The sequence below is a fragment of the Marinobacterium zhoushanense genome (assembly GCF_014641945.1).
Taxonomy (GTDB): domain Bacteria; phylum Pseudomonadota; class Gammaproteobacteria; order Pseudomonadales; family Balneatricaceae; genus Marinobacterium_D; species Marinobacterium_D zhoushanense.
The window spans coordinates 1-20,605 of the sequence record NZ_BMIJ01000004.1; the positions used below are offsets into that span (position 1 = coordinate 1).

Sequence of the window (20,605 nt, forward strand, 5' to 3'; positions counted from 1 at the left end):
ACCGAAATACCAATCACATCTTTGACGGCAGCCTGAAAGCACTCCGTATCAAAATCGTATGATTCGACCAGCGTACCGTCTATGTCAAACATGACTAGATGCACGAACTCTCCCTTGGCTTATAACAGTCCATTTATGAGGTATTTCTACCTCATAATAATTATTAGCAAGAATACCTTTTAATTACCTTATATGAACAGTCAGGTACTCTAACCCCATGATAATTAAAGGGTCTATCACCACTCAACAGACGCTCCGTCATGAAAAAGGTATACCTTTTCCCGTTCAATGCAGTTAAAGGGTATTTATTACGTACCTCATCGCGCGGGAAGAGTCGTGGCGTACAGCGTCGATTGGATATAACGGCAGTGAGGCAACAGCCAACAGGAGCGACACCGTCGATGGGTGTGTATTGTTGAACTGGGCTGCTGAGAAGTGTTCCTGTCATCATCCTGATTCCCGCTTGAGCGGCCGTCCTACCGGCGCAACGATTCCTGTACGGCCACTCCTTGTGACACGCTTATCGGACTATAAAACAGATTGAGCGCTGGTTGCCATAGCGCTGTTGTAGGAAGGGCTAGTGGTCCCCTGCAGTAAATACAGGGGATCGGGGAGAGCGATGATTAAGCTGCGGGCACCGTATTGAGCAGACGTACTTCACGCTGCGGGAAGGGAATCTCGATGCCCTCGGCCTTCAGCGCGTTGAACATCGCCAGGTTGGCCTTGTAGAGCAGGTCGTAGTAGCGCTCGGTGGGAAGCCAGATGCGGATGCCCAGGGTGATGCCGCTCTCGCCGAACGCTTCGATACCCACCTGAGGCGCGGGTTCCTGGCAGATCTCGTCGCTAAATTTGACCAGCGTGGATTTGAGCAGGTTGCAGGCGTGCTCGGGGTCGGCGCTATAGGCGATGTCGATGGAGACTTCGGCCAGGGTATTGGCGTGGGAATTATGGATGATCTCGCCGACCACATGCTTGTTCGGGATCGAGATCTCGACGCCATCTTCGTTGGTCAGCAGGGTATGCGACAGGTGCACCTCTTTCACCTGGCCGGTGACGCCCTGCACGCTGATAGTGTCGCCGACCACGTAGGGGCGCGTCAGCACGATGGTGAGACCGGCACTGTAGTTGGAGAGCAACCCCTGTACGGCCAAACCGGCACCCAGGCCGACAGCACCGATCATCGCCAGCAGCGGGGTGACGCTGATGCCCAGCTTGCCGAGGGCCACCACAGCGACCATGGCGATAATCAGTATCTTCACGCAGCTGGCAACAAAACGGCTCAGCGTGATATCCAGATTATGACGCTGCATCAGCGCCAGCGACCAGTTGGATACCTTGCTGGCGACCCATAGCCCCAGCAATAAAATAATGATCGCGCCGACGATCTGGAAGCTGTATGTGACGAAGAACTCGACCACCAGGTTATAGATCTCCTGCACCTGTTCCAGCTCCTGCTTTACCGACTCATCCATTCTCTTACTCCAGTTTCAAACACGACATATCCTGTTGCCGAGCCGGCTCCGCGTGCGCATGGCGACGCAGCCGGCGCGATACACTATCAACCAGCACATTAAGCAGCGCCGTCACCGCGATCAGCAGGAAGGCGCGGTCATAGTGGATCTCCTCGAACGCCGAGTCGATATAGAACCCCAGCGTAGTGATACCGAGGATGCCCATGATCGCACTTTCGCGCAGGATCACCTCCCAACGGTAGAACAGAAACGCCAGCATCGCCGGGAAGCGGCGCGGCGTTTCGATATAAGCGTAGCGTACCAGCCCACGCGGGTCGTCGGGGCGGTCACTACGGCTGCCCCGCTCGGCATCGCTGGCGTTAGCCACCAGAAACGCGATCAAACCGCCATTGTGCAGCGCCAGCGCCAGTACCGCAGGCAGCCCCGAGGGGCCGAACAGCAGCAGGAAGACAAAGGCGAGGATCATCTCCGGGGTCGAGCGCAGCACCAGCAGCAGAAACCGCCCCGGCCAGCGCAGCAGCGGACCGGCCATTGAGCGCGTCGCCAGGGGGTAGATCAGCAGGACCACCAGCGCCGTCAACACCAGCGCGATCTGCGTCAGCAGCAGCGTCTGCACCAGCCCCGGCCACACCTGCTCACTCAGCATCTCGCCATACCAGCTCAGTGCACCGCCTAGATCCCCCTCGCGCAACGCCGAGGGCCAGATATCCTGGCCGACGAACTGCCAGAGGTAGCCGCCGTTGCTGAAGCCCAGCGTTTCCGGCAGCAGCCAGATCGACAGCGCCAGATAGAGCGGAATTAACTTTGGCCGTACCCAGAAACGGATGCAGGCGATCAGCAGCACGAAGGCCCAGAGCAGCGCACCGGCTTCGGCGTACTGGCCCTGCTTGAACGCGGTCTCCAGGTGGAAGCCCAGCGTCGGCAGGCCAATAAAGCCGAGAATGGCACTGGAGCGCAGCGCGCACTCGAAGCGGTAGCGAGTATAGCTGAGCAGCGCCGGCCAAGACTGGGAGATCAGGGTGTAGACGTAGCGTTTGACCGGATTCAGCCCAACCGCCAGCGTCAGCCCCGGATCGCGGGACTGCTGCTCGAAGATCTCGGCGAACACCTTGGCGAACACGCCGGCAAAGGGCACCAGGATCGCCAGCAGCCCGGTGGTCGCGCTCAGCCCGTAGAGCTGCATGAAGATCAGCCCCCAGAACAGTTCGTGTACCGAGCGAACCGCCGCACAGAGCACCCGCACCGCGCGCCAGTGGAACAGCATCGCCAGCCCCAGCCCAAGCGGCGCCGCGATCGCCACCGCCAGCAGCGCGAAGGCGACGGTCTGGCCGAGCGCTTCCAGCAATACTCGGGGTTCCTGCCAGGCGGGCATCAGGATCCCCTGCCCGACGCGAGCCAACTCCTGCCAGGGATCCACCGGGTAGATGGCCAGATCGGCACCGATCAACGCGAGCAAAGCAACCGCGACCAGCAACAGGCAGACCCGGTTCAGGTTCAGGACACTGGATTGAGCAGCGCCGGTGAACAGCGAAGGCGCGCGGGCGGTCATGACTTGACCATCGCCCAGCCCTGAAGATCTTCGGGCGGCGGTTCGGGATGGGGTGAAGGCTCCTGTTGGTAATAGGCGTCCAGCCCCTCTTCCGACAGTTCGCCGGCCGGACAATCGCAGCAGATGCGCCCATCGCGCATGACGATGATGCGATCGAAGTGGTTCAGCGCGAGCTGGCGGTTGTGCAGGCTGACCACCGCCGTTTCGTGCTGGTGCAGCAGATGTTCGAGCAGCAACCTGGCCTGCAATGGATCCAGCGAGGAGACCGGTTCATCACCGAGAAATACCGGCTGCTGACGGTACAATGCGCGGCCGATCGCCACCCGTTGGCGCTGACCGCCGGAGAGCCGGTCCACCGATTGCCAGAGTTTCTCCTCCAGCCCCAGTGTCTGCACCAGCTCTGCTACTGCCTTCCGGTGCGCCGCGAGTGGCCGCACCAGGTTCCACAACGCCGGCAGGGTGCCGACCCGCTCCAGCGCACCGATAAAGATGTTCTGATAGACCGACAGCAGGTCGACCAGGCCGCCGGATTGCGGCTGTAAAGCGGTCTGCTCCGGCCGCTGCTGGAACAGCAGGTGCAGCAGCGTGGTTTTGCCCGCGCCCGACGGCCCCACCAGCGCCACCTTTTCACCCGCTTTAATCTGCAGGCTGATGTTGTCCAGCACCCGATGATCGCCATACACCAGCGACTGACCGGAGAGTTGAAACAGCGTGTGTTGCTCGCTCATCCAGGCTTTTTCTTCCAAGCTTATTCGTCCAGCAGGCCGATCGCTTTTGCCGTCGCTTCGATCGGACCATAGTCGTCATTGCTGGCCGGTACAAAGCTCTCACGTGGGAAGCTGGCCAGCAGGTCCGGATCCTTCATATTGAGCAGCGCTTCGCGCACCTTGACCTTGAACCCCTCACCAAAGTGCTGATCCACGTCGCCGCGCACGGTCCACTGGTAATCCGGATAGGTCGGGGTGGTCCAGATCACTTTGACCTTGCTGGTGTCGATCTTGCCCTCGGCCAGCTCGGTCTCCCAAACGGCGTAGTTCACCGCACCCACCTGGTAGGCGCCGGACTGCACCTGGGCAATGGTGCGGCTGTGATCGCCGGAGAAGCCGACCCGCTCGAACACCGCTTCAGGCGCCATACCGAACTGCTCGCGCAGGTAGAATTCCGGCATCAAGCGACCGGAGGTCGAGCCCTTGGAGCCGAAGGTGAAGGTCTTGCCCTTCAGCGCATCGCTCAGGCTGTCGGCCGCTTCCAGCCCGGTGCTGGTATGGGCGATAAAGTAGCTCTTGAAGAACTGATCCTCGTAGCCCTGAGCCAGCGCCTCGGAGTCGGGCACCAGGCGGCGTGCCTGCACACCGGACAGACCGCCGAACCAGGCCAGCTGCACCTGATTGTTGCGGAACGCGGTGATCGCTGCGGCGTAGGATTTCACCGGAATATACTTCACCTCCACACCCAGCTGCGCACTGAGGTAGTCGGCCACCTTGCCGAAACGCTGCTGCAAACGGGACTCATCAGCATCGGGGATGGCGGTAAAGACGAAGGTTTCTGCGTGCGCCAATGCCGGCAATAGCAGCAGGCTCAGGGCCAAAAGGCGGCGAATCAGTGACATCATTGCTCCTTGATTATGTCTAATTGAATCAGTGTATTACTGTTTACTCTCGAACCGATGCCAGATACTCCCGTACCGCATCGCGATCGCCACGGAAGACGACCCGCTCCTCGCGCTTTTCCAGCTGGTAGTCGTACATCGGATCGTAGTAATCGACCAGCATCGCCAGAATCCAGTCCCAGTGCCGATCGGGACTCCCCTGGCGATGCTCGCTCAACGCTACCTGCATCAACTCGGAGATCTCCTTGTAGCGAACGCCGCCCAGACGCTTGCGCACGCGGTACAGCGACTGGGTCAGGTCATCGGCGAACGCATCGAAGCCCGCCTCTTCACCCAGTGTCTGACGCCACTCATCCAGCTTGTTGAGGATGTAGTTGCGGTAGCTGTGCTCGACCCGCTCCTCCAGCGATACCTCCAGCACCACCAGCGGGCTCTCGGTCATTCGGCGCTGCAACGGCAGCGGCATGCTGCAACGTCCGACCAGCCGACCCTCATCCTCCAGCACGATGGCCGCACCGGCCTGCACGGCAGCACTGTGCTCCACCTTGAGCATCGCCACCGCCAACCCATTTTCGAAGCTGAGCTGGGTCGGCTGACCGCCCGGACGGCGGCCAAAGCTGGAGCCGCGATGGTGTGCCAGCCCCTCCAGATCCACCGCGTTGGGCAGCTGCTCGACCATCTCGGTCTTGTTACAGCCGGTGCGCCCGCCGAGCAGCAGCATCGGTCGCTGCTCGCATATCCGCTCGAACTCACGGATCAGAAACTGGCGCATCGCCTTGTAGCCGCCGCGGATGCGCGGGTAATCACAGCCCGCTTCGCGCATCCACTGCTGACAGATCTGGCTACGCAGGCCGCCGCGCCAGCAGTACAGGTAGCCCTCGGGATGGGCGTTGGCGAACTCGACCCAGGCCCGTACCCGCGCCTCTTTGACCTCGCCGCTGACCAGCTGGTGGCCGAGCTCGATCGCCGCCTGCTGCCCCTTCTGCTTGTAACAGGTGCCGACCTGAGCTCGCTCTTCGGTGGTCATCAACGGCAGGCTGTGGCTGTTCGGAAACGCGCCCTTGGCGAACTCTATCGGCGAGCGGGTATCGATCAGCGGCACATCGTTCAGGAACAGCGGCAGAAACTCGCTGCAATCGGCACGGCTCACAGGCTAACCTCACCCCGTACCCGGATGTACTGTTCACCGTCGGCCGGGCTCAACACGCCTATCGCCTGGTGACACACGCCCTGCTCTGCCAGCAGCTGTTCCAGCGCATCGGCATGCTCGGGGTTCACCGCGATCAACAGTCCGCCGCTGGTCTGCGGGTCGCACAGCAGGTGCTGCATCGCCTCCGGCATCGCGGCCAGCTTGTGGCCGTAGCTGTCCAGGTTGCGTAGCGTGCCACCCGGTACGCAGCCTTGCGCCAGGTAATGTATCGCCTCCGGGATCAGCGGTACGCTGCTGGCATCCAGCTCCGCTTGCAGCACGCTGCCCTCACATACCTCCAGCAGATGCCCCATCAGACCGAAACCGGTGACATCGGTGATCGCGGTGACGCCCTCAAGCTGAGCGGCCAGGGCACCAACGCTGTTGAGCTGACACATGATATCCCGCGCCAGGTGGGTATGTTCAGGCTTCAGTTTCTTCTGCTTCTGTGCCGTGGTCAGGATGCCGATACCCAATGGCTTGGTCAGGTAGAGCTTGTCGCCCGCCTGTGCCCGATTGTTCTGCTTGAGCTGCTCGCGGGTGGTCAACCCGGTGACCGCCAGGCCAAAGATCGGCTCCGGGGCATCGATGCTGTGGCCACCGGCCAGCGGAATGCCGGCATCGGCGCAGGCCTTGCGCCCACCCTCGACCACCTGTTGCGCGACCTCGGGCGGCAGCTGGCTGATCGGCCAGCCGAGGATCGCTATCGCCATCAGCGGTTTGCCGCCCATGGCATAGATATCACTGATCGCATTGGTCGCGGCGATACGACCGAAGTCGAACGGATCGTCGACGATCGGCATGAAGAAGTCGGTGGTACTCAGCACCACCTGTCCATTGCCCAGATCGTAAGCCGCCGCGTCATCCTTGCTGCTGTTGCCAACCAGCAGATTCGGCGCATCGGGCACCTCCAGCTGGGAGACCAGAATGCGATCCAGCACCTTGGGCGATATTTTGCAGCCACAGCCCGCACCGTGGCTGTACTCGGTCAGACGAACGGGGGTTTCGGACATGCCTGTGTATCTCCAGCATTAACTCAGGGGTGAGAATGATACGAAGTGACGAGCGATTTGTCAGTGAATCCTGACACCGACAATGTAATATAGGGCGCTGTAAACGGGGTTCAGGCAAGCGTACACCATGCATCGCGACTATATGCAAAGCGGCTCTATGCAAAGCGACTATATGCAACGAGATTATAGTCATCTGGTCCACATCCAGTCCCACGACGAACTGGCACTCTATGAGCTCATTCCCGATGTGGTGTGGATCTTCGATCTCGACAAACACGGCTGGTGGTGGGGCAACAGTGCGGCGCTTAGCTTTTGGGGCCTGGACACCCTTGAGCAGCTGATCAACAAGGATCTCTCCGGCGATACCCAGGGCGCCCGCGACCGTACCCTGCAAACCTTCGAGCTGGCGGCCAAGAACGGCCTCACCGTCGACCCCTGGACCACCTATCCCAACGGCAAACCGAAGACCCTGTACATGCGCCATCGGGCCGTATTGGTCGGGCCCGAGCGGCACCGCGCGATCATCGCCTACATCAACGAGGAGGTGAGCCTGGGTGAAACGCCGGAGAATCTGCTGCTGGTGGAAGCGATGCGCTACACCACGGTACTGGTCACCAGTTTCACCCTTGACGGCGATATCGTGATCGAAAACCCCGCGGCAACCGAAGCCTACAAACATATCGACCGACAGCCCCTCCCCGAAGGCCGCTGTTGCTTTGCCGCCCGTTTTCTCGATCCCCTCGAGGGCGAGCGCAGGCTCGCGGAAGCGCTGGCGCAGAAAGGTGGACGCTGGACCCATCTGATGAACACAGGTTTGGGGGTACGCCGCCACACCCTGGATATCCGCATGACCCGCCACCCGTTAAGTGGTGAGTTCCTCATTCTCGTCGCCGAATACGATGTAACCGATCTGCACACGGCACTGGACGAGGCCCAGCGCGCGCAAAGCGAACTCCAGCATCTGGCTCACCACGATGCGCTGACCGGTATCCCCTCGCTTCACTACCTGTCCGCCAGCGCGCGGAACCTGCTTGCCCACGCCCAGCGCAACGGGCGCAAGGCAGCACTGTTGTTCATCGATCTCGACCGTTTCAAGGAGGTGAACGACCTGTGGGGGCACGGAGCCGGCGATCAGGTACTGGTTGAGATCTCCAAGCGCCTGTCACGAAGCGTGCGTCGGTCCGATATTGTCGCCCGTATTGGCGGTGACGAGTTTGTCATTCTGCTCAACGATATCGACGACGAGCAGGACGTAGAGATCATCTGCCAGAAGGTTATCACGGCGGTACGACAGCCGGTGCCGATTACGCTGGAGGATAACCCTGATCTGCAGGCCAGCGTCAGCACCAGCATCGGCGTCGCGCTTTATCCGGATCACGGCCGGGAGTTGGAAAGCCTGATCAAGGCAGCAGACCACTCGATGTACGGGGTCAAGAAACGCGGCAAGAATGGCTACGCTTTTGCAGACACCCTCGGAGCAGGTAGCCGATAGTGTAAAGGCGCGGTATCAGATCGCTTGGTGCAATGTGGTTCCACACTTGTGTTGGCGTTTGATCGCATACATCCGCCGGTCGGCGGCATCGAGTAAACCGCTGACATCCGTCCCATCCTCGGGATAGTTGGCGGCCCCGATACTGGCATGCATGTGATAGACCCGGTGCTCAAACTGGAAGGGTGTTTCGATCATCTCGTACTGGCGTTGGATAGCGGCGTCAATCCCGTCGGGCAGCTCAACCGGCTTCAGCAGCACACCAAACTCGTCGCCCCCCAAACGGGCGACGGTGTCCGAGGATCGAGCCCCGGCCCTGCTGCGGATGGCAAACTCCTTTATAACGGCATCTCCAACTCTGTGACCGTAGGTATCGTTGATCTTCTTGAGGTCATCCATATCGATCATCAGCACACCCACAGGACGTTTATCGCGAGTACCCAGCGCGATGGCGCTGCGCAGGCGGTCGAGAAACAGCGCACGATTCGCCAAACCCGTCAGGCTGTCATGGGTCGCTTTGAAGAAAAGGTCATCACGACCGTATTTGGTGGCGTAGAAGATCGTCGCGCCCACCAGTTCGGATAAAAGCCCCAGCAGGGTCATCTGCGGGGTAGCGAACTGGCCGGGTTTTCGCGACAGCGCCTTGAGTACGCCGACGGTTACATCCTTGTATTTCAACGGCACCAGGATCATCGAGCGCGCGCCGATCTGACGGCAGTACTCCCGGTTCACTCGCGGGTCCAACTCTGCGTCGTCACAGCGCAGGGTCGCACCTGTCTCGACACATAACCCGGAAAGACTGCTCTCGCGGCACAGTTTCAACCCCTCGCGTGACCGCGCTATTCCGGACGCTGCGCGATAGACGAGGTATTCATCTTCGATCAACTCAATGACCGCACCGTCTGCACCGGTAAGCGATAGCGCCCTGTCGACGACCAGATCCATCACCTCACGCAGATCGAGCCCGATCTTGGCGATGTCAGTCTGCAGTTTGATGATTTCCATCAAGCTCGCTTGAGAAGGCATAAGACTACCCTCTTCGCGTTGATAATATCCGGCCGTAAACATAACCTCCCTATCCTGAAGACACAGAGGCTACGAAGCATTCCCTGCTGCGATGTACCATTCAAGTATAAGCGTTCACTGCTTTAGTACATTCGTGGGAAAGCGCTGAAAATCGGCTTACATGAATAGAATTCCTGATAAAACAAGCACTTGTATCTCAAGCGTTACAACGCGACTAGACAGCAGAGCGATTGTGTTAAAAAGTTGAAACGAAAATGCCCTGTCACTGCATCTCCCGCTCTTTCAGCCACTGCTCAACCACTTTGTTGTTAAGGATTGCTTCACCTTTCATGACCGCCGTATCAAAAATTTTTGATTCGGCACTCTCCTGTTCATCCGCAAGTTGGCGGAATTCCCGCTTCATCGCGATCAATTCCTTGGCAGCGGTGACGGCATCTTTTCGCAGCTTCAAATCCTGCGCCTTCAACTGCATGCGGCCACCAAAATAGAAGCTGATGATCACGCTTAACAGTGCCCAATAGCCCGGTGGCATCAACTCAAAGGATTTGGCGATCAGCAAAAACCGCTCCGGATCGATCGGTGCCAGCACGAAGAAGCTCAATACCGCCACCGTCAGCAATGGGCGCGGCAGTCGATTCAAGCCATCCACCAGAGAGTCCCACCAGGTGCGGTGCAGGCGGTTATGAAACTCAGCGGAAAACTGCTCCAGCGATGCGCGATCCCTTTCGACATCAGCCAGTTGCTGTTCATGTAGTCGCTGCCCGCGATTCTCCCTGTTCTCGACAAAGACTTCGGCAACCTCTTTTCCGCCACTAAAGATATCGGTAATGAAGTTCCACCAGGCCATCAGGCAAGCTCCTTCTCAAACTCGTTCACACGATTCATCCAGCCTTTCAGGAATACGCTCTGAGATGGACGAGATTCCACTATCACCCGATAGAAATTTCGTCGCTCCTCGATCAGTGCCTTGAGCAGAACACTGCCCATCTCCCGCTCGGCCCAGCTAGCCGCACGCCGGGTATTGGGCCCAACAGCGCCATCCTCGGATAGCCTGGGACTGTACCGAGCCTGGTTGCACACGCTTTGCAGAAAACGCACGGCGCGACGTGGCCCGTGGTTGACCGCACTGTCGAACAGGAAGGGTTGAATGGGATCGGGCAGGGTATTCAGACTGGGCGCTATGTAGTAGTTGCGCTCGTATATCTCGCGCGCCACGTCAACCGCCAGGGATTGTACTTCGGCGGCGGTGACCGCACGTCCGTAATAACGGGACAGGGTGGACTGGGTGATACCGAACTTGGTCGGGCCGCCGCGATCGTCGGGATGGTCCACATAGCCGCCTTCGCGGATCAGAATATCGTCGATCATCTCCTCAACTGTTTTCACCGCCACCTCCTGTGCGCCTTTCTTCTTGGATTTATGTCGCCTTTCAGCGTCATTTAAACAGGGAGAATAACGAAACCGGGCGCTACAGTGAAGACAGTGGCGGATATGGCACTAATCCCGCTTCAGCGCCATCGCCTCAGCCCAGGCGGGCCTCATGGATCGCCAGCTCAAATGGGAGATATCGGAAACATCCAACGCCACCCCCTCCACTTTTCGCTGCGCCAGCTGCGCGACCATCTGCGACAGCGATCGGCTCTCATCCACCTCGGCATAACGACAGTCGTCCGGAAACAGCTCGGGGTAGGCCAGGCGATCGGGCACCACCGGCCGACAGCCCGCCGCCACCGCCTCCAATACCGCGATCCCCTGGAAATCGTGCAGGGCGGTGGAAAGCACCACATCCGCCCGCTGCAGCAGCCGCCGGTACTCGCCGATCCCGTCGATATGCCCCCAACAGCCCAGCTGACCAGACTGTGCAAGCCGTTGGTGCAACTGCTCGAACACCGGAGGTGTGGAGCGAAACTGCTGCCCCACCACATGCAACCGAAACGGCACCTGCGCTGCCTGCAGCTCGGTGACGGCCGCCAGCAGCAGCTCCGGTCCCTTATCGAACTCCCAGCGATGGTTCCAGACCATCTCCAGCGGCCCGGTCACCGGCTCATGAGGTAAGAAGGCAACGTCGGGCAGGGGCACATGAAGCACCTGGGAACGGGCGCGGATCTGATCGACCAGTCCCGGCGGGACCTGATCCGGCAGTTTGCGCAATAAGGCGTCGGCACCGGACAGCAGGGTGTCGCGGTTATAGGCCGAGTTGAACAGCACCCTGTCGGCGCAGAGCGCGTTATACAGGTTGAGGATCTGGGGCTCGACGCTGCGGTACTCCCGGCCTGATTCCGGGTAGTCAAACTGATTCTCGTGGAAGTACACCAGAGTCGGAGTCGCGGCCAGCGACGGCACAAACCCGCGCAGTGCGCTCAGGTCGACCATCGAGGTGGCGATTACCAGATCATAGGGTTGGCTCAGCCGTTCTCGCTCACCGAATGCCCAGCTCAGACTGTTGCCGCGAATACGCCAACTGAAATAGCGCGCCGGCAGCGAGAGTACAGTCCACTGATGCTCGGGGAACGCATTTACCAGCCCCTGCCGCCAATAGCGGTGGCTTACCGCGTCATAGGCCGATAAAAGAAGAATCCGCATGCTCACCCCAGCTTCCACCATCCAGATAACTCGGAGCGGAGTCTATCAGGAGTGAACCGAAGGCGTGACACCGAGGCGAACGATTATTCTGCGATCAGCTGTCCGGCTCATAGATGCCACAGGCGATATAGGCATCGTTGCCGAGCTTTTTGACAAAGCTGTGTTTCGGTTCCGCCCTGCCGGTGTGAGGATTCATGAAGCTGTAGCTGTACCATCCCTGTCCCTGTGAGCGGGCGGTTTCAACCAAAGGCGGGCACAGCGGCTTGCCGTCCGCATCCTTGGACTGGGCCAGATTCTTGCCGACCAGATCGCTATTGCCGCCGTGAGCCAGCATGACACCGTTAAAATCCTGCACCAGCACGTAAAGTTCGCCCTGCACGAACTCGCCTGCGGGGTTGTTGAACTCGGCCAGCGCCTTCTCTCGCCCATACCGCTGTACGTATTCATACGCCCTGTGCACCAGTGCCTCCGCGTCGGCTTTGGTTACCAGGCGAAACTGACCGATCAGGTGTTTCATCTCTTTCGCCGAGCTGGACAGCCCGGTGACGATCTGGCCATTACGGTTGACGTTGGTGGCGGTCTCATCCATCAATTTCGCCACCTGGTGCAGGCTGTTGGACAGCTCCTCTGTGGTGGCGGTGGTCTGCCTGGAGGCAACGGCGATCTGCTCGATCTCACCGACCAGCGAGGCGATATGGCTCAAGATATCGCTGAGCGCAGTCTCGGACTTTTGCGCCTCCTCGGCGCCGCTCTGCACAATACCGACTCCCTGCTCCATTGCCACGACCGCGTCGTCGAGCTCCAGCTGCATCGCTTCGACGGTTTGGCGTATCTGCTCGGTCGCCTTTGCAGTCTTCTCCGCCAGCTCACGCACCTCGCCGGAGACCACAGCAAAACCTCGCCCCTGGTCACCGGCTCTGGCCGCCTCAATCGCCGCATTGAGGGCGAGCAGATTGGTTTGCGAGGCGATGTTGCTGATCAGGTCGATAATCTGACCAATTTCGCCGGAGCGCTCGCCGAGCTTGCGGATTACACCAGCCGACTCGGTGACGATGCCGGTGGTCTTATGCATCGTCTCGATCGTCTTATTGACGATAACCTGCCCCTGAAGTGCCACCTGGTTGGCTTCACGGGAATTTTCCGACGCGCCGGTACAGTTTCTCGCCACCTCAGCCGCGGCGGCCGACAGCTGCTCGCTGGCGGATGCCGACATATTCAGTTGGTTGACGATCTCATCGGTGGCATGATCGATACGGTTTAGATTGGCATCCAGGCCCTGCGCCGAATGCGCCAGCAGGACACTGCTGTGTGAGAACTGGCTAAGGGTCTGCTTGAGCTTGTCGATCGCTCTGCTCAAATCGGCAGCGTCCCCCTGCCCATCGTCTGCGGAGATCGAGCAAGTAAGATCGCCTCGAACCAGGCGTTCGACCATCGTTTTTAGTGCGTGCTGCGATCCCCGCTTGCCGCCATCTTTAAACCGGTAGCCGACAATGGCCAGCAACACCAGGCCCCAGGCAATCGAACTGATTGCGAAGGCATCAGGGATACTTCTCGAGTCAGGCGGGACAATATAGATCTGATAGGCCAGGAAGCACCAAGCCGTGATGGACGGGACGATAGCGAGCGCGATTAAGGGTCTCTTCGACAACATACATTCCCCGGGGACAGGCCCTATTTTTTATAATTCTTGGTGAATGTATATAACCACAACAGTTTTGCTACGTAAACATTGCAGATAAAAACATGATTAGACTTCGGCAAGCCGTGTAGATCAGACCGAACAAGCAGGCGCTACCCGCTGAGAATCTGGGGCAGCGCCTGCTTGAATCAAGACTGCAAGAAACTGACCTGGAGAGCATCACCTACGATGGCGAATGTCGGCTCCACGCCATCCAGGCTGTTGCCAGCGAACTGCGCCGCGCTGAAGCTGGAGAGGTTGGCGTTGGTCAGCAGGGTGTAGGGCGTATTGAAGGCGAATCCGCCACCCTGTTTTTTCCAGAACGAGAACACGACCCGGCTGGCGTTGATCGAGAGCGCCCCGGATACGTTGAGCCCGGTCGCCTCGCCGCCAAGCTGAACAGAGAGGATACCGCCGCTCAGATCGAGTTCACCAATGGTCAAACCGCCATTGTGATTACCGATATCCAACTCCCCGTTGCCCAGCAGCTGCACGCTGGCCGTTCCGCCCGACGCCTCATCGTAGAATGCGATCTTGCCGCCATAGCCGCCGTTAGTGCCACCGTAAGCGATCAGCCTGGCATTGCCGGCAGTCGATGCACCGGAGAATACCGTATAGCCGCCGGCTGCCCTGTCGGAATAGCCACCGAGGTTGAACAGCACAGCGTCGCCGGCGGTGGGCAGGTTGCTGCCTGCGCAGCCCTTGCCGTACACCGAAAATTCGGTGAAACCGGCAGCGGCCTCTGCGCCCTCAGCCGGATGGTTCCAGATACTGGCGTTACCGGCGGTGGGGAAGTATTCCGTAGGCAGGTTGATGGAGAAGATCGTATGGCCGGCGCTGGACTTGCTGGCGATAGCACTTCCGTAGTTGACGATGCAGGCATTGGCCCCGGTCGGGGAGCCGTAGCGGGCACTGAACTCCAGGTGGCCGCCACCGCCCTGTTCGCCCTGGCGCGCGCCGTAGTTGATATAGGTGCCGTTACCTGCGGTAGCCCCCTGGGTGTTCATGTGCGGCGGATTGTTGTTGAAGCTGGTCACGCCACCATAAGCCCCGGCAACAGGGGCCGCGAAGTTATGAAAACGTCCCTGGCCGCCGGTAGCCGTCGCATCGAACGCCACGTCGCCGCCGTTGGCCTTTGCGTGAGTACCGCCCCAGTTGTTGTAGACACCGTAGGCCGCCGTCGAATTGCCGTAGAATTGGGTGTTGCCGCCATCGCCGCCGGACACGGTGCCGCCCACATTGGTGAAGCTGGCATTGGCCGCTGTCGCGCTGTCGTGAAACACCACATTGCCGAAGGTATCGCCGTCGGCACCAAGCGAGCCGTAGATGGTAAAACTGGCGTTATCCGCAGAGGAGGAATCGCAGAACGCCACCTCGCCACCGACGGTGTTGTGTTCCGGCGGTGCCCCGGCGCCGGTCCAGACCTTGAACCAGGCTGAGCCGGCCGTCGCTTTATCGTGGAAGCAGATCACACCGCCACCGTAGCCCTGTTCCGATTCGGGTCCGGCGCAGTAGTAGGTATCATTCCCCCCGGCCGATGCCGAGTTGATGAACTGCAACTGCGGGTTCCTGAAGCCGCTGCTGGTAGAGGCGACGATAAAACTCTGCTGTTGTCCCGAACGGTTACTGACCCCGGCACCGGCGATGGTCAGTGCTGGGGTAGTGCAGGGCCCAAAAGTGAAGGTATAAGCTGAGGCGTCCTCGGTAAATTCGATCGCCTCAATCCTGGCGTTACTTGTCGCAGAGAAGCTGATCGCCGTCTGCGACGAGCTCCCAAATGCGGCACTTTGCGTTGGTTCCCCGGTAGGCGTCCAGTTGGCTGCCGTGTTCCAGTCGCCGCTTTCCGGCTGTGTATTCCAGGTCGACGTGGTCATCTACTCCTCCTGAGTTTGCTTGGTATTGTTATTTTGCAATCGCTGAATCGTCAGGTACCGAATGCACCTGGTTGCGTCCCATCCGTTTGGCCTGGTAGAGCGCCACATCCGCTGCACGCAGCAGGCGTTCCGCGCCACCCTTGGTTTCGGGCACCGCGGTGGCAACCCCGACACTGACGGTGACAACACTGCTCGCCGAGGAGTGGGCATGGCTGATAGCCCTTGCCTCCACTCCGCTACGAATCTTCTCTGCCACCAGCGCACCACCCTCGGGGCCGGTATCGGGCAGGATAACGATGAACTCCTCACCACCGTAGCGGGCCACCAGATCGGCCGGCCGCTGCATCTGGTTACGCAGCGTTTCGGCCACGGCCACCAGGCAATCATCGCCTGCCTGGTGGCCGTAGTTGTCGTTGAACGCCTTGAAGTGATCCACGTCGAGCATGATCACCGTCAGCGGCTTCTTCTCCCGACGCAGGCGCACCCAGACTTCCATCAGGTAGTTGTCGCCTCTCCTGCGGTTGGCAACGCCAGTCAAACCGTCGCGCTCGGCCAGCCCCTGCAACTCCTCATTGAGCTGTTCCAGTCGAGCGGTTCTTTCGGCGACCTTCTCCTCCAGCGTACGGGAGTACTCCTGCACCTGTTCGTACAGGCGTGCATTTTCAATCGCCACCGCCGCCTGGGCCGCCAGCAGCCGTATTACTTCCACCCGCTGTTTGTTGAACACACCGCTGGCCAGATTGTTTTCCATGTACAGGGCGCCTTCGAAACGCTCGCGGCGGATCGGCACGCAGAACACCGACACCGGCCGACGACTGACCACGTAGGGGTCCTGCGTGAACTGTCCCTCGCACGCCGCATCGTGCAAGACCACCGCTTCGCCGTTGTGCAATACCTGGCTGATCAGGGTCACCGGAAGAGGCACCCGGCCACCTTCGGTATCGGCAATCAGTGAATGGCCGGGAATGCCCTCTGTCGACACCCCGTGTTCCGGCAGCTTGGCCGCCTCGACCAGCAGACGTCCGTCATGGCGCACCACCAGACAGCCCCACTGGCCACCGGCGTTCTCAAGCAAAATATGCATACTGGTCTGGAGTAACCGGTCGATAACGATTTCACCGGAGATCTCCCGGGAAGCCTTCATCACCGACGCCAGATCAAGATCGCCAACGGCGCCCCTCTGGACCGCCACCTCGGCGGTGGCATCCAGTTCACGCAGTACAGGAAACTCGCCTGCCAGCATTTGCACCTTGCGATGAGCGCCCCAGCGGTCATACAGCCGGAAGGCGCCGCGTAGGTAGCCCTCTGCAGAGCGACGTCGGCCAAGCCCCAGTAGATAGCGGGCAGCACACTCGCAAGCGGTGGCCTCGTCACGCAGGAAGCCGCTTTCACGAGCCGCATCGATGGCAGCATCGTAACGCTCCAACGCGCTCTCCTTGCAACTGTCGAGCCGCTTCAACTCTGCCTCCATCAGGTATTGCAGGTGACGGAAGTTGGCTTCGCAGTTATCCGCCAGTCCTGTCATCTGCGCGAGATCCTGCTCCAGCCTTTGCCGCGTTTCGGCCTGCTCCTCTGGCAGCATCTGCGGAGTTTGTCTCGCCAGGGTCAGGAATGCGACGATCCGGAACCGCGTCAGTTGCGGCAGGGACATGGCCGACTTGATCAGCTTATCCTGAGCACGCACATGCTCGAGCGCACGCTCGTAATCGCCGTACAGCAGGCAGATCTCTGCACTGTAGATGTGGTAGTTGGCGATACCGGTCATGAAACGCCGCTCCCGCATACCGGCAAGGCAACGCTCCTCGTCGAAGCTGTCATCGCTCAGCGTGAACGGGTCGTGAGTCAGGCCCAGCAGATTGCGTTGCAGCTGCAAAAACAGCGTGCCCGAATCCAGCGAGTCCTGGTAGGCGCACTCGCGCACGATCTCCAGGTTTTCGGCGTGCTGTCGATGGGCTGTCTCCAGGTCCAGGGTCGGATCCCAGATCACGCAGTCCTGGGCGCTGTAGGCGAGGTAGAGCAGATCGCCGCTCTGGTAGCCCGCTTCGATCCCCTTGCGGAACCAGGGGGTCAGGCTTGTCCAGTGGTTGCTCCAGTGGTGTACAAACATGGCATAGACATAGATCACCCGCGCCCTCAGAGCCAGGTCGTCAAGCCGTTCATTGATCGCCAGGCCGACCTTGGCGTACTGATAACCCAACGCCGGCTCTTCCAGCTCGCCACACAACAGCATGCCGTAAGCGGCGTAGGCAAAGGCGGATTCCGGGCAGTTGCCATGCTTCAACGACAGGTTGACCGCCTTCAACACCAGGTAGGGAAAAAGGTTGCCACTGGCTGACAGGAACGCCGCCGCGAAGATCTCGTTCAGCAGCCGCATCGCGGTCAGGGTGGCGGGATCCTCTACCTGAGCGGCATCCACCAGCTCATCGATACTGCGCGCGCCCAGATACTCCACCACCCATCTGCGCTCCGCCGCGATATCCTCCAGTGTGGGTCGGTCGGTGAACTGCACACCAAGCATGACCAACCCCTCGATGGCGGACAGGATCGAGTCCTCCATACGTCCCAGAGTCGCATACTGGCGGGTACGGGTGGCGAGGATATTGGCGCGTTCCAGGTCCGAACCGGCATGCTCGAGCATCACATCGATCCAGCCGTCCGCCTCCTCCGTACGTCCGGTGAGATAGGCGCACTGCTGAGTCTCTGCCGCCAGATCGCGCATCAGTTCCGGTGTTTCCCGCCAGGGGTCTGTCGGCAACAACTCGGCCGCCACCCGCAGATAGTTCAGTGCCGCCTCATAAGCGGAGGAGTGCTTGGCGCGCACACCCGCCCGCAGGTTCAGTTTGGCCAGGTGCTGCCGCTCGTCCGCGGACTCGATCAGCGGGCGCCCCTCATTGAAATGGCCGACGATCTCGATCAGCCGCTCATCCGGTACTTCTCGACCAACGTGCTGCAACATCAAGCGACCTACGGAGAGATGCACCTCCCGCAGCTGCTTTACATCGATCAAGGCGTAAGCTGCCTGCTGTACGCGGTCATGCTGGAAACGATAGGTTGGATTCAGCGCCAGTGCTGCTCCGTCCGCTCCCTCCAGTTGCGTACCGACCAACCGATAGTCACTGTGCAGCGGTAAAACCGCGTGCTGTTTGAGGGCCGGCAGCAGCGCTGCAGCGGTTTCATCGACGGAGTGTTCATAAGTCACCGACAGTGTGTGCAGATCGAAGGTACTGCCGATGCAGGCCGCCAACTGCAGCACTCGCTGGGTGTCGAGGTTTAACCTGCGCAGGTTGGCCACCATGAACTCGACCACATCACTGCTGACGCTGGACCAACGCACCGCATCCAGATCCCAGTCCCATCGCCCGGTGAGCGAATTGGGAATCAGCGAACCCTCCTTGTACAACTGCCGCAGCAACTCGTTGGTAAAGAAGGGATTACCCTGGGCCTTGTCGTAGATCAAGTCGCTGAGCGGCCGCGCCTCGTCCACATCCCGGTAAAGAGCATCGGCCACCAGGTGCGCCACCGATTCCCGGTTCAACGGGCCAAGGGGAAGCTGGCGGATCTCTTTTTGTTCCTGCAGTTCGTCGAGCAGTAGCCGCAGTGGATGCCCCACACCCACCTCGTTACTGCGAAAGGCGCCGATCAGCAGCAGATGGCTCAGTTCATGGGAGGTCACCAGACGACGCAACAGCTCCAGCGTTGGCACATCGCTCCACTGCAGGTCATCAAGGAACAGCACCACCGGGTGCCCCTCTCCGGCAAACACGCGCAGAAAGCTGGTTAAAACAATCTGCAAACGGTTGCGCGCCTCGGCGGGCGGCAGATCAGCCACCGCGGGCTGAGGGCCGATGACAAGCTCCAGCTCTGGCACCAGATCCAGCACCAACCGGGCATTCGGTGCCAGCGCATCGAGCAATTGTAGTCGCCACTGCGCCAGCGCCTCCTCCGGCTCTGCCAGCACCTGCTGGACCAGCCCGCGGAAGGTGGCAGCAATCGCCCTATAGGCCTCGCCACGCTGAAACTGGTCGAACTTGCCCTGCACCAGGAAGCCCCGTTCGCGCACCAGGGGACGGTCTATTTCGTTGACCAGGGCCGATTTACCGACACCGGAGTAACCGTGAACCAGGCAGACTTCGGTGTTCCCTGCTACCGCCGCCTCAAACAGCCCGAGCAGCTCTTGCAGTTCACGCTCACGACCGTACAGCGCCTGGGGTACCAGGAACTTCTGCACCACATCCTGCTCACCCAGCTCAAACGGCTCGATCTCGTGGCCCGCGGCGAGCAGGTCGGCACAGCGTGCCAGGTCGTGCATCAGTCCGTCAGCGCTGTGATAGCGTGCATCGGGACTCTTCGCCAGCAACTTCAGCACGATAGCCGATACCGCCTTCGGCACCCTGGGTGCGATCTCGTGCGGTGCAGGTGGCATACGGCTGATATGGCTGTGCACCCACTCGAGCAGGGTGTCGGCCTGGAATGGCAACGTTCCGGTCAGCAGTTCGTACAGCAGTACACCGAGAGAGTAATAGTCCGAGCGATAATCCAGATCCCGGTTCATGCGTCCGGTCTGTTCCGGCGAGATATAGGGAAGCGGACCTTCTAGCCGCCGCGACATCTGTACCGCCTGGCGCTCCTGATCCAACTCGGAGGCGATTTCGAATCCGGCCAGCGCGATATCGCCACTGGCGGGATCAAACAACACATGCGCGGGCGTCAACGCCTTATGCACGATATCCTGGGTATGGATTTCCCCGAGAGTGCGCACCAGCCGGAGCGCTATATCCAGCACTTCATCCAGAGGAAGCCCTTCGCCGCTGCGCTTGCGCAACTGTGCCTGGAGAGAGCTTTCGAACAGCTCACCGACCAGGGCCAGGTTGCCGCTGCCGTGAGGCAACACGGCATGCACCTTGAGTACACCCTCGACCTCCGCCAGGCGCTGAGTAATCAGCCCTTCACGGCGAATCCCGGCTACCTGCTGGCGGTCGGGATATTCGGTATCCAGGGTTTCAATGGCCAGCTTGGCACTATCGCTGAGACGCCGTGCACGATACACGACGCGCCCTTCGGCCCGGCGTATAACTGCGCCGATCTCGTAACCGGGTAACTGCAATCCGGTCTCCAGCACGTTC

14 protein-coding genes are annotated in these 20,605 nt (G+C 60.1%); 1 reads left to right on the forward strand and 13 read right to left on the reverse strand.

Annotated elements, in window-relative coordinates:
• Positions 1-623: 623 nt before the first annotated feature.
• From IEX40_RS09805 to selD, 6 genes are read right to left on the reverse strand one after another with little or no spacing between them, the layout of a single operon-like run.
• On the reverse strand, positions 624-1,472 hold the full coding sequence (locus tag IEX40_RS09805; RefSeq protein WP_188747767.1) for a mechanosensitive ion channel family protein: 849 nt from the start codon (positions 1,470-1,472) through the stop codon (positions 624-626).
• A gap of 4 nt (positions 1,473-1,476) precedes the next feature.
• Entirely contained in the window at positions 1,477-3,021 is a 1,545-nt protein-coding gene (locus tag IEX40_RS09810) for a PhnE/PtxC family ABC transporter permease (protein ID WP_229680687.1), read from the reverse strand.
• Positions 3,018-3,749 carry an ATP-binding cassette domain-containing protein gene (locus tag IEX40_RS09815; protein ID WP_188747769.1) on the reverse strand — a complete coding sequence of 244 codons (732 nt, stop codon included), beginning with the start codon at positions 3,747-3,749 and terminating at the stop codon, positions 3,018-3,020. The genes IEX40_RS09810 and IEX40_RS09815 overlap by 4 nt, the downstream gene beginning before the upstream one ends.
• Positions 3,750-3,769: 20 nt before the next feature.
• A complete protein-coding gene (locus IEX40_RS09820) occupies positions 3,770-4,630 on the reverse strand; it encodes a putative selenate ABC transporter substrate-binding protein (RefSeq protein ID WP_373286481.1) in 861 nt (286 codons plus the stop codon).
• Positions 4,631-4,673: 43 nt separating this feature from the next.
• Positions 4,674-5,780, reverse strand: coding sequence for a tRNA 2-selenouridine(34) synthase MnmH (gene mnmH / locus IEX40_RS09825; RefSeq protein WP_188747773.1), 1,107 nt, complete (start codon positions 5,778-5,780; stop codon positions 4,674-4,676).
• A complete protein-coding gene (gene selD / locus IEX40_RS09830) occupies positions 5,777-6,832 on the reverse strand; it encodes a selenide, water dikinase SelD (RefSeq protein WP_188747775.1) in 1,056 nt (351 codons plus the stop codon). Before selD ends, mnmH begins: the two co-directional genes overlap by 4 nt.
• Positions 6,833-7,004: 172 nt before the next feature.
• Between selD and IEX40_RS09835 the strand changes: the two genes are divergently transcribed.
• Positions 7,005-8,324 carry a GGDEF domain-containing protein gene (locus IEX40_RS09835; protein ID WP_188747777.1) on the forward strand — a complete coding sequence of 440 codons (1,320 nt, stop codon included), beginning with the start codon at positions 7,005-7,007 and terminating at the stop codon, positions 8,322-8,324.
• A 15-nt stretch (positions 8,325-8,339) separates the two neighbouring features.
• On the opposite strand, the gene IEX40_RS09840 is transcribed toward IEX40_RS09835, so the two are convergent.
• The 7 genes from IEX40_RS09840 to IEX40_RS09870 all read right to left on the reverse strand — a co-directional run bounded on the left by IEX40_RS09840 (position 8,340) and on the right by IEX40_RS09870 (position 20,601).
• Positions 8,340-9,326, reverse strand: a complete 987-nt coding sequence (locus IEX40_RS09840; protein ID WP_229680688.1) for a diguanylate cyclase domain-containing protein — start codon at positions 9,324-9,326, stop codon at positions 8,340-8,342.
• 283 nt (positions 9,327-9,609) lie between these two features.
• Positions 9,610-10,194, reverse strand: a complete 585-nt coding sequence (locus tag IEX40_RS09845; RefSeq protein WP_188747781.1) for a 3TM-type holin — start codon at positions 10,192-10,194, stop codon at positions 9,610-9,612.
• Positions 10,194-10,733, reverse strand: coding sequence for a glycoside hydrolase family 108 protein (locus IEX40_RS09850; protein ID WP_188747782.1), 540 nt, complete (start codon positions 10,731-10,733; stop codon positions 10,194-10,196). The genes IEX40_RS09845 and IEX40_RS09850 overlap by 1 nt, the downstream gene beginning before the upstream one ends.
• 111 nt (positions 10,734-10,844) lie before the next feature.
• A complete protein-coding gene (locus IEX40_RS09855; RefSeq protein WP_188747784.1) occupies positions 10,845-11,930 on the reverse strand; it encodes a tRNA-queuosine alpha-mannosyltransferase domain-containing protein in 1,086 nt (361 codons plus the stop codon).
• Between the two features lie 94 nt (positions 11,931-12,024).
• Positions 12,025-13,287 carry a methyl-accepting chemotaxis protein gene (locus IEX40_RS09860; RefSeq protein WP_188747786.1) on the reverse strand — a complete coding sequence of 421 codons (1,263 nt, stop codon included), beginning with the start codon at positions 13,285-13,287 and terminating at the stop codon, positions 12,025-12,027.
• A 470-nt stretch (positions 13,288-13,757) separates the two neighbouring features.
• Complete coding sequence (locus tag IEX40_RS09865; protein WP_188747788.1) at positions 13,758-15,482, reverse strand: hypothetical protein; 1,725 nt, start codon at positions 15,480-15,482, stop codon at positions 13,758-13,760.
• Positions 15,483-15,510: 28 nt separating this feature from the next.
• Positions 15,511-20,601, reverse strand: coding sequence for a diguanylate cyclase (locus IEX40_RS09870; RefSeq protein ID WP_229680689.1), 5,091 nt, complete (start codon positions 20,599-20,601; stop codon positions 15,511-15,513).
• Between the last annotated feature and the right edge of the window lie 4 nt (positions 20,602-20,605).

Bases quoted from the DNA above. Each gene is read 5' to 3' on its own strand.
- IEX40_RS09810 (WP_229680687.1), bottom strand. From the start codon at position 3,021: ATGACCGCCCGCGCGCCTTCGCTGTTCACCGGCGCTGCTCAATCCAGT.
- IEX40_RS09865 (WP_188747788.1), bottom strand. From the start codon at position 15,482: ATGACCACGTCGACCTGGAATACACAGCCGGAAAGCGGCGACTGGAAC.
- IEX40_RS09840 (WP_229680688.1), bottom strand. From the start codon at position 9,326: ATGGAAATCATCAAACTGCAGACTGACATCGCCAAGATCGGGCTCGAT.
- IEX40_RS09805 (WP_188747767.1), bottom strand. From the start codon at position 1,472: ATGGATGAGTCGGTAAAGCAGGAGCTGGAACAGGTGCAGGAGATCTAT.
- IEX40_RS09845 (WP_188747781.1), bottom strand. From the start codon at position 10,194: ATGGCCTGGTGGAACTTCATTACCGATATCTTTAGTGGCGGAAAAGAG.
- IEX40_RS09815 (WP_188747769.1), bottom strand. From the start codon at position 3,749: ATGAGCGAGCAACACACGCTGTTTCAACTCTCCGGTCAGTCGCTGGTG.
- IEX40_RS09855 (WP_188747784.1), bottom strand. From the start codon at position 11,930: ATGCGGATTCTTCTTTTATCGGCCTATGACGCGGTAAGCCACCGCTAT.
- IEX40_RS09820 (WP_373286481.1), bottom strand. From the start codon at position 4,630: ATGTCACTGATTCGCCGCCTTTTGGCCCTGAGCCTGCTGCTATTGCCG.
- selD (WP_188747775.1), bottom strand. From the start codon at position 6,832: ATGTCCGAAACCCCCGTTCGTCTGACCGAGTACAGCCACGGTGCGGGC.
- IEX40_RS09835 (WP_188747777.1), top strand. From the start codon at position 7,005: ATGCAACGAGATTATAGTCATCTGGTCCACATCCAGTCCCACGACGAA.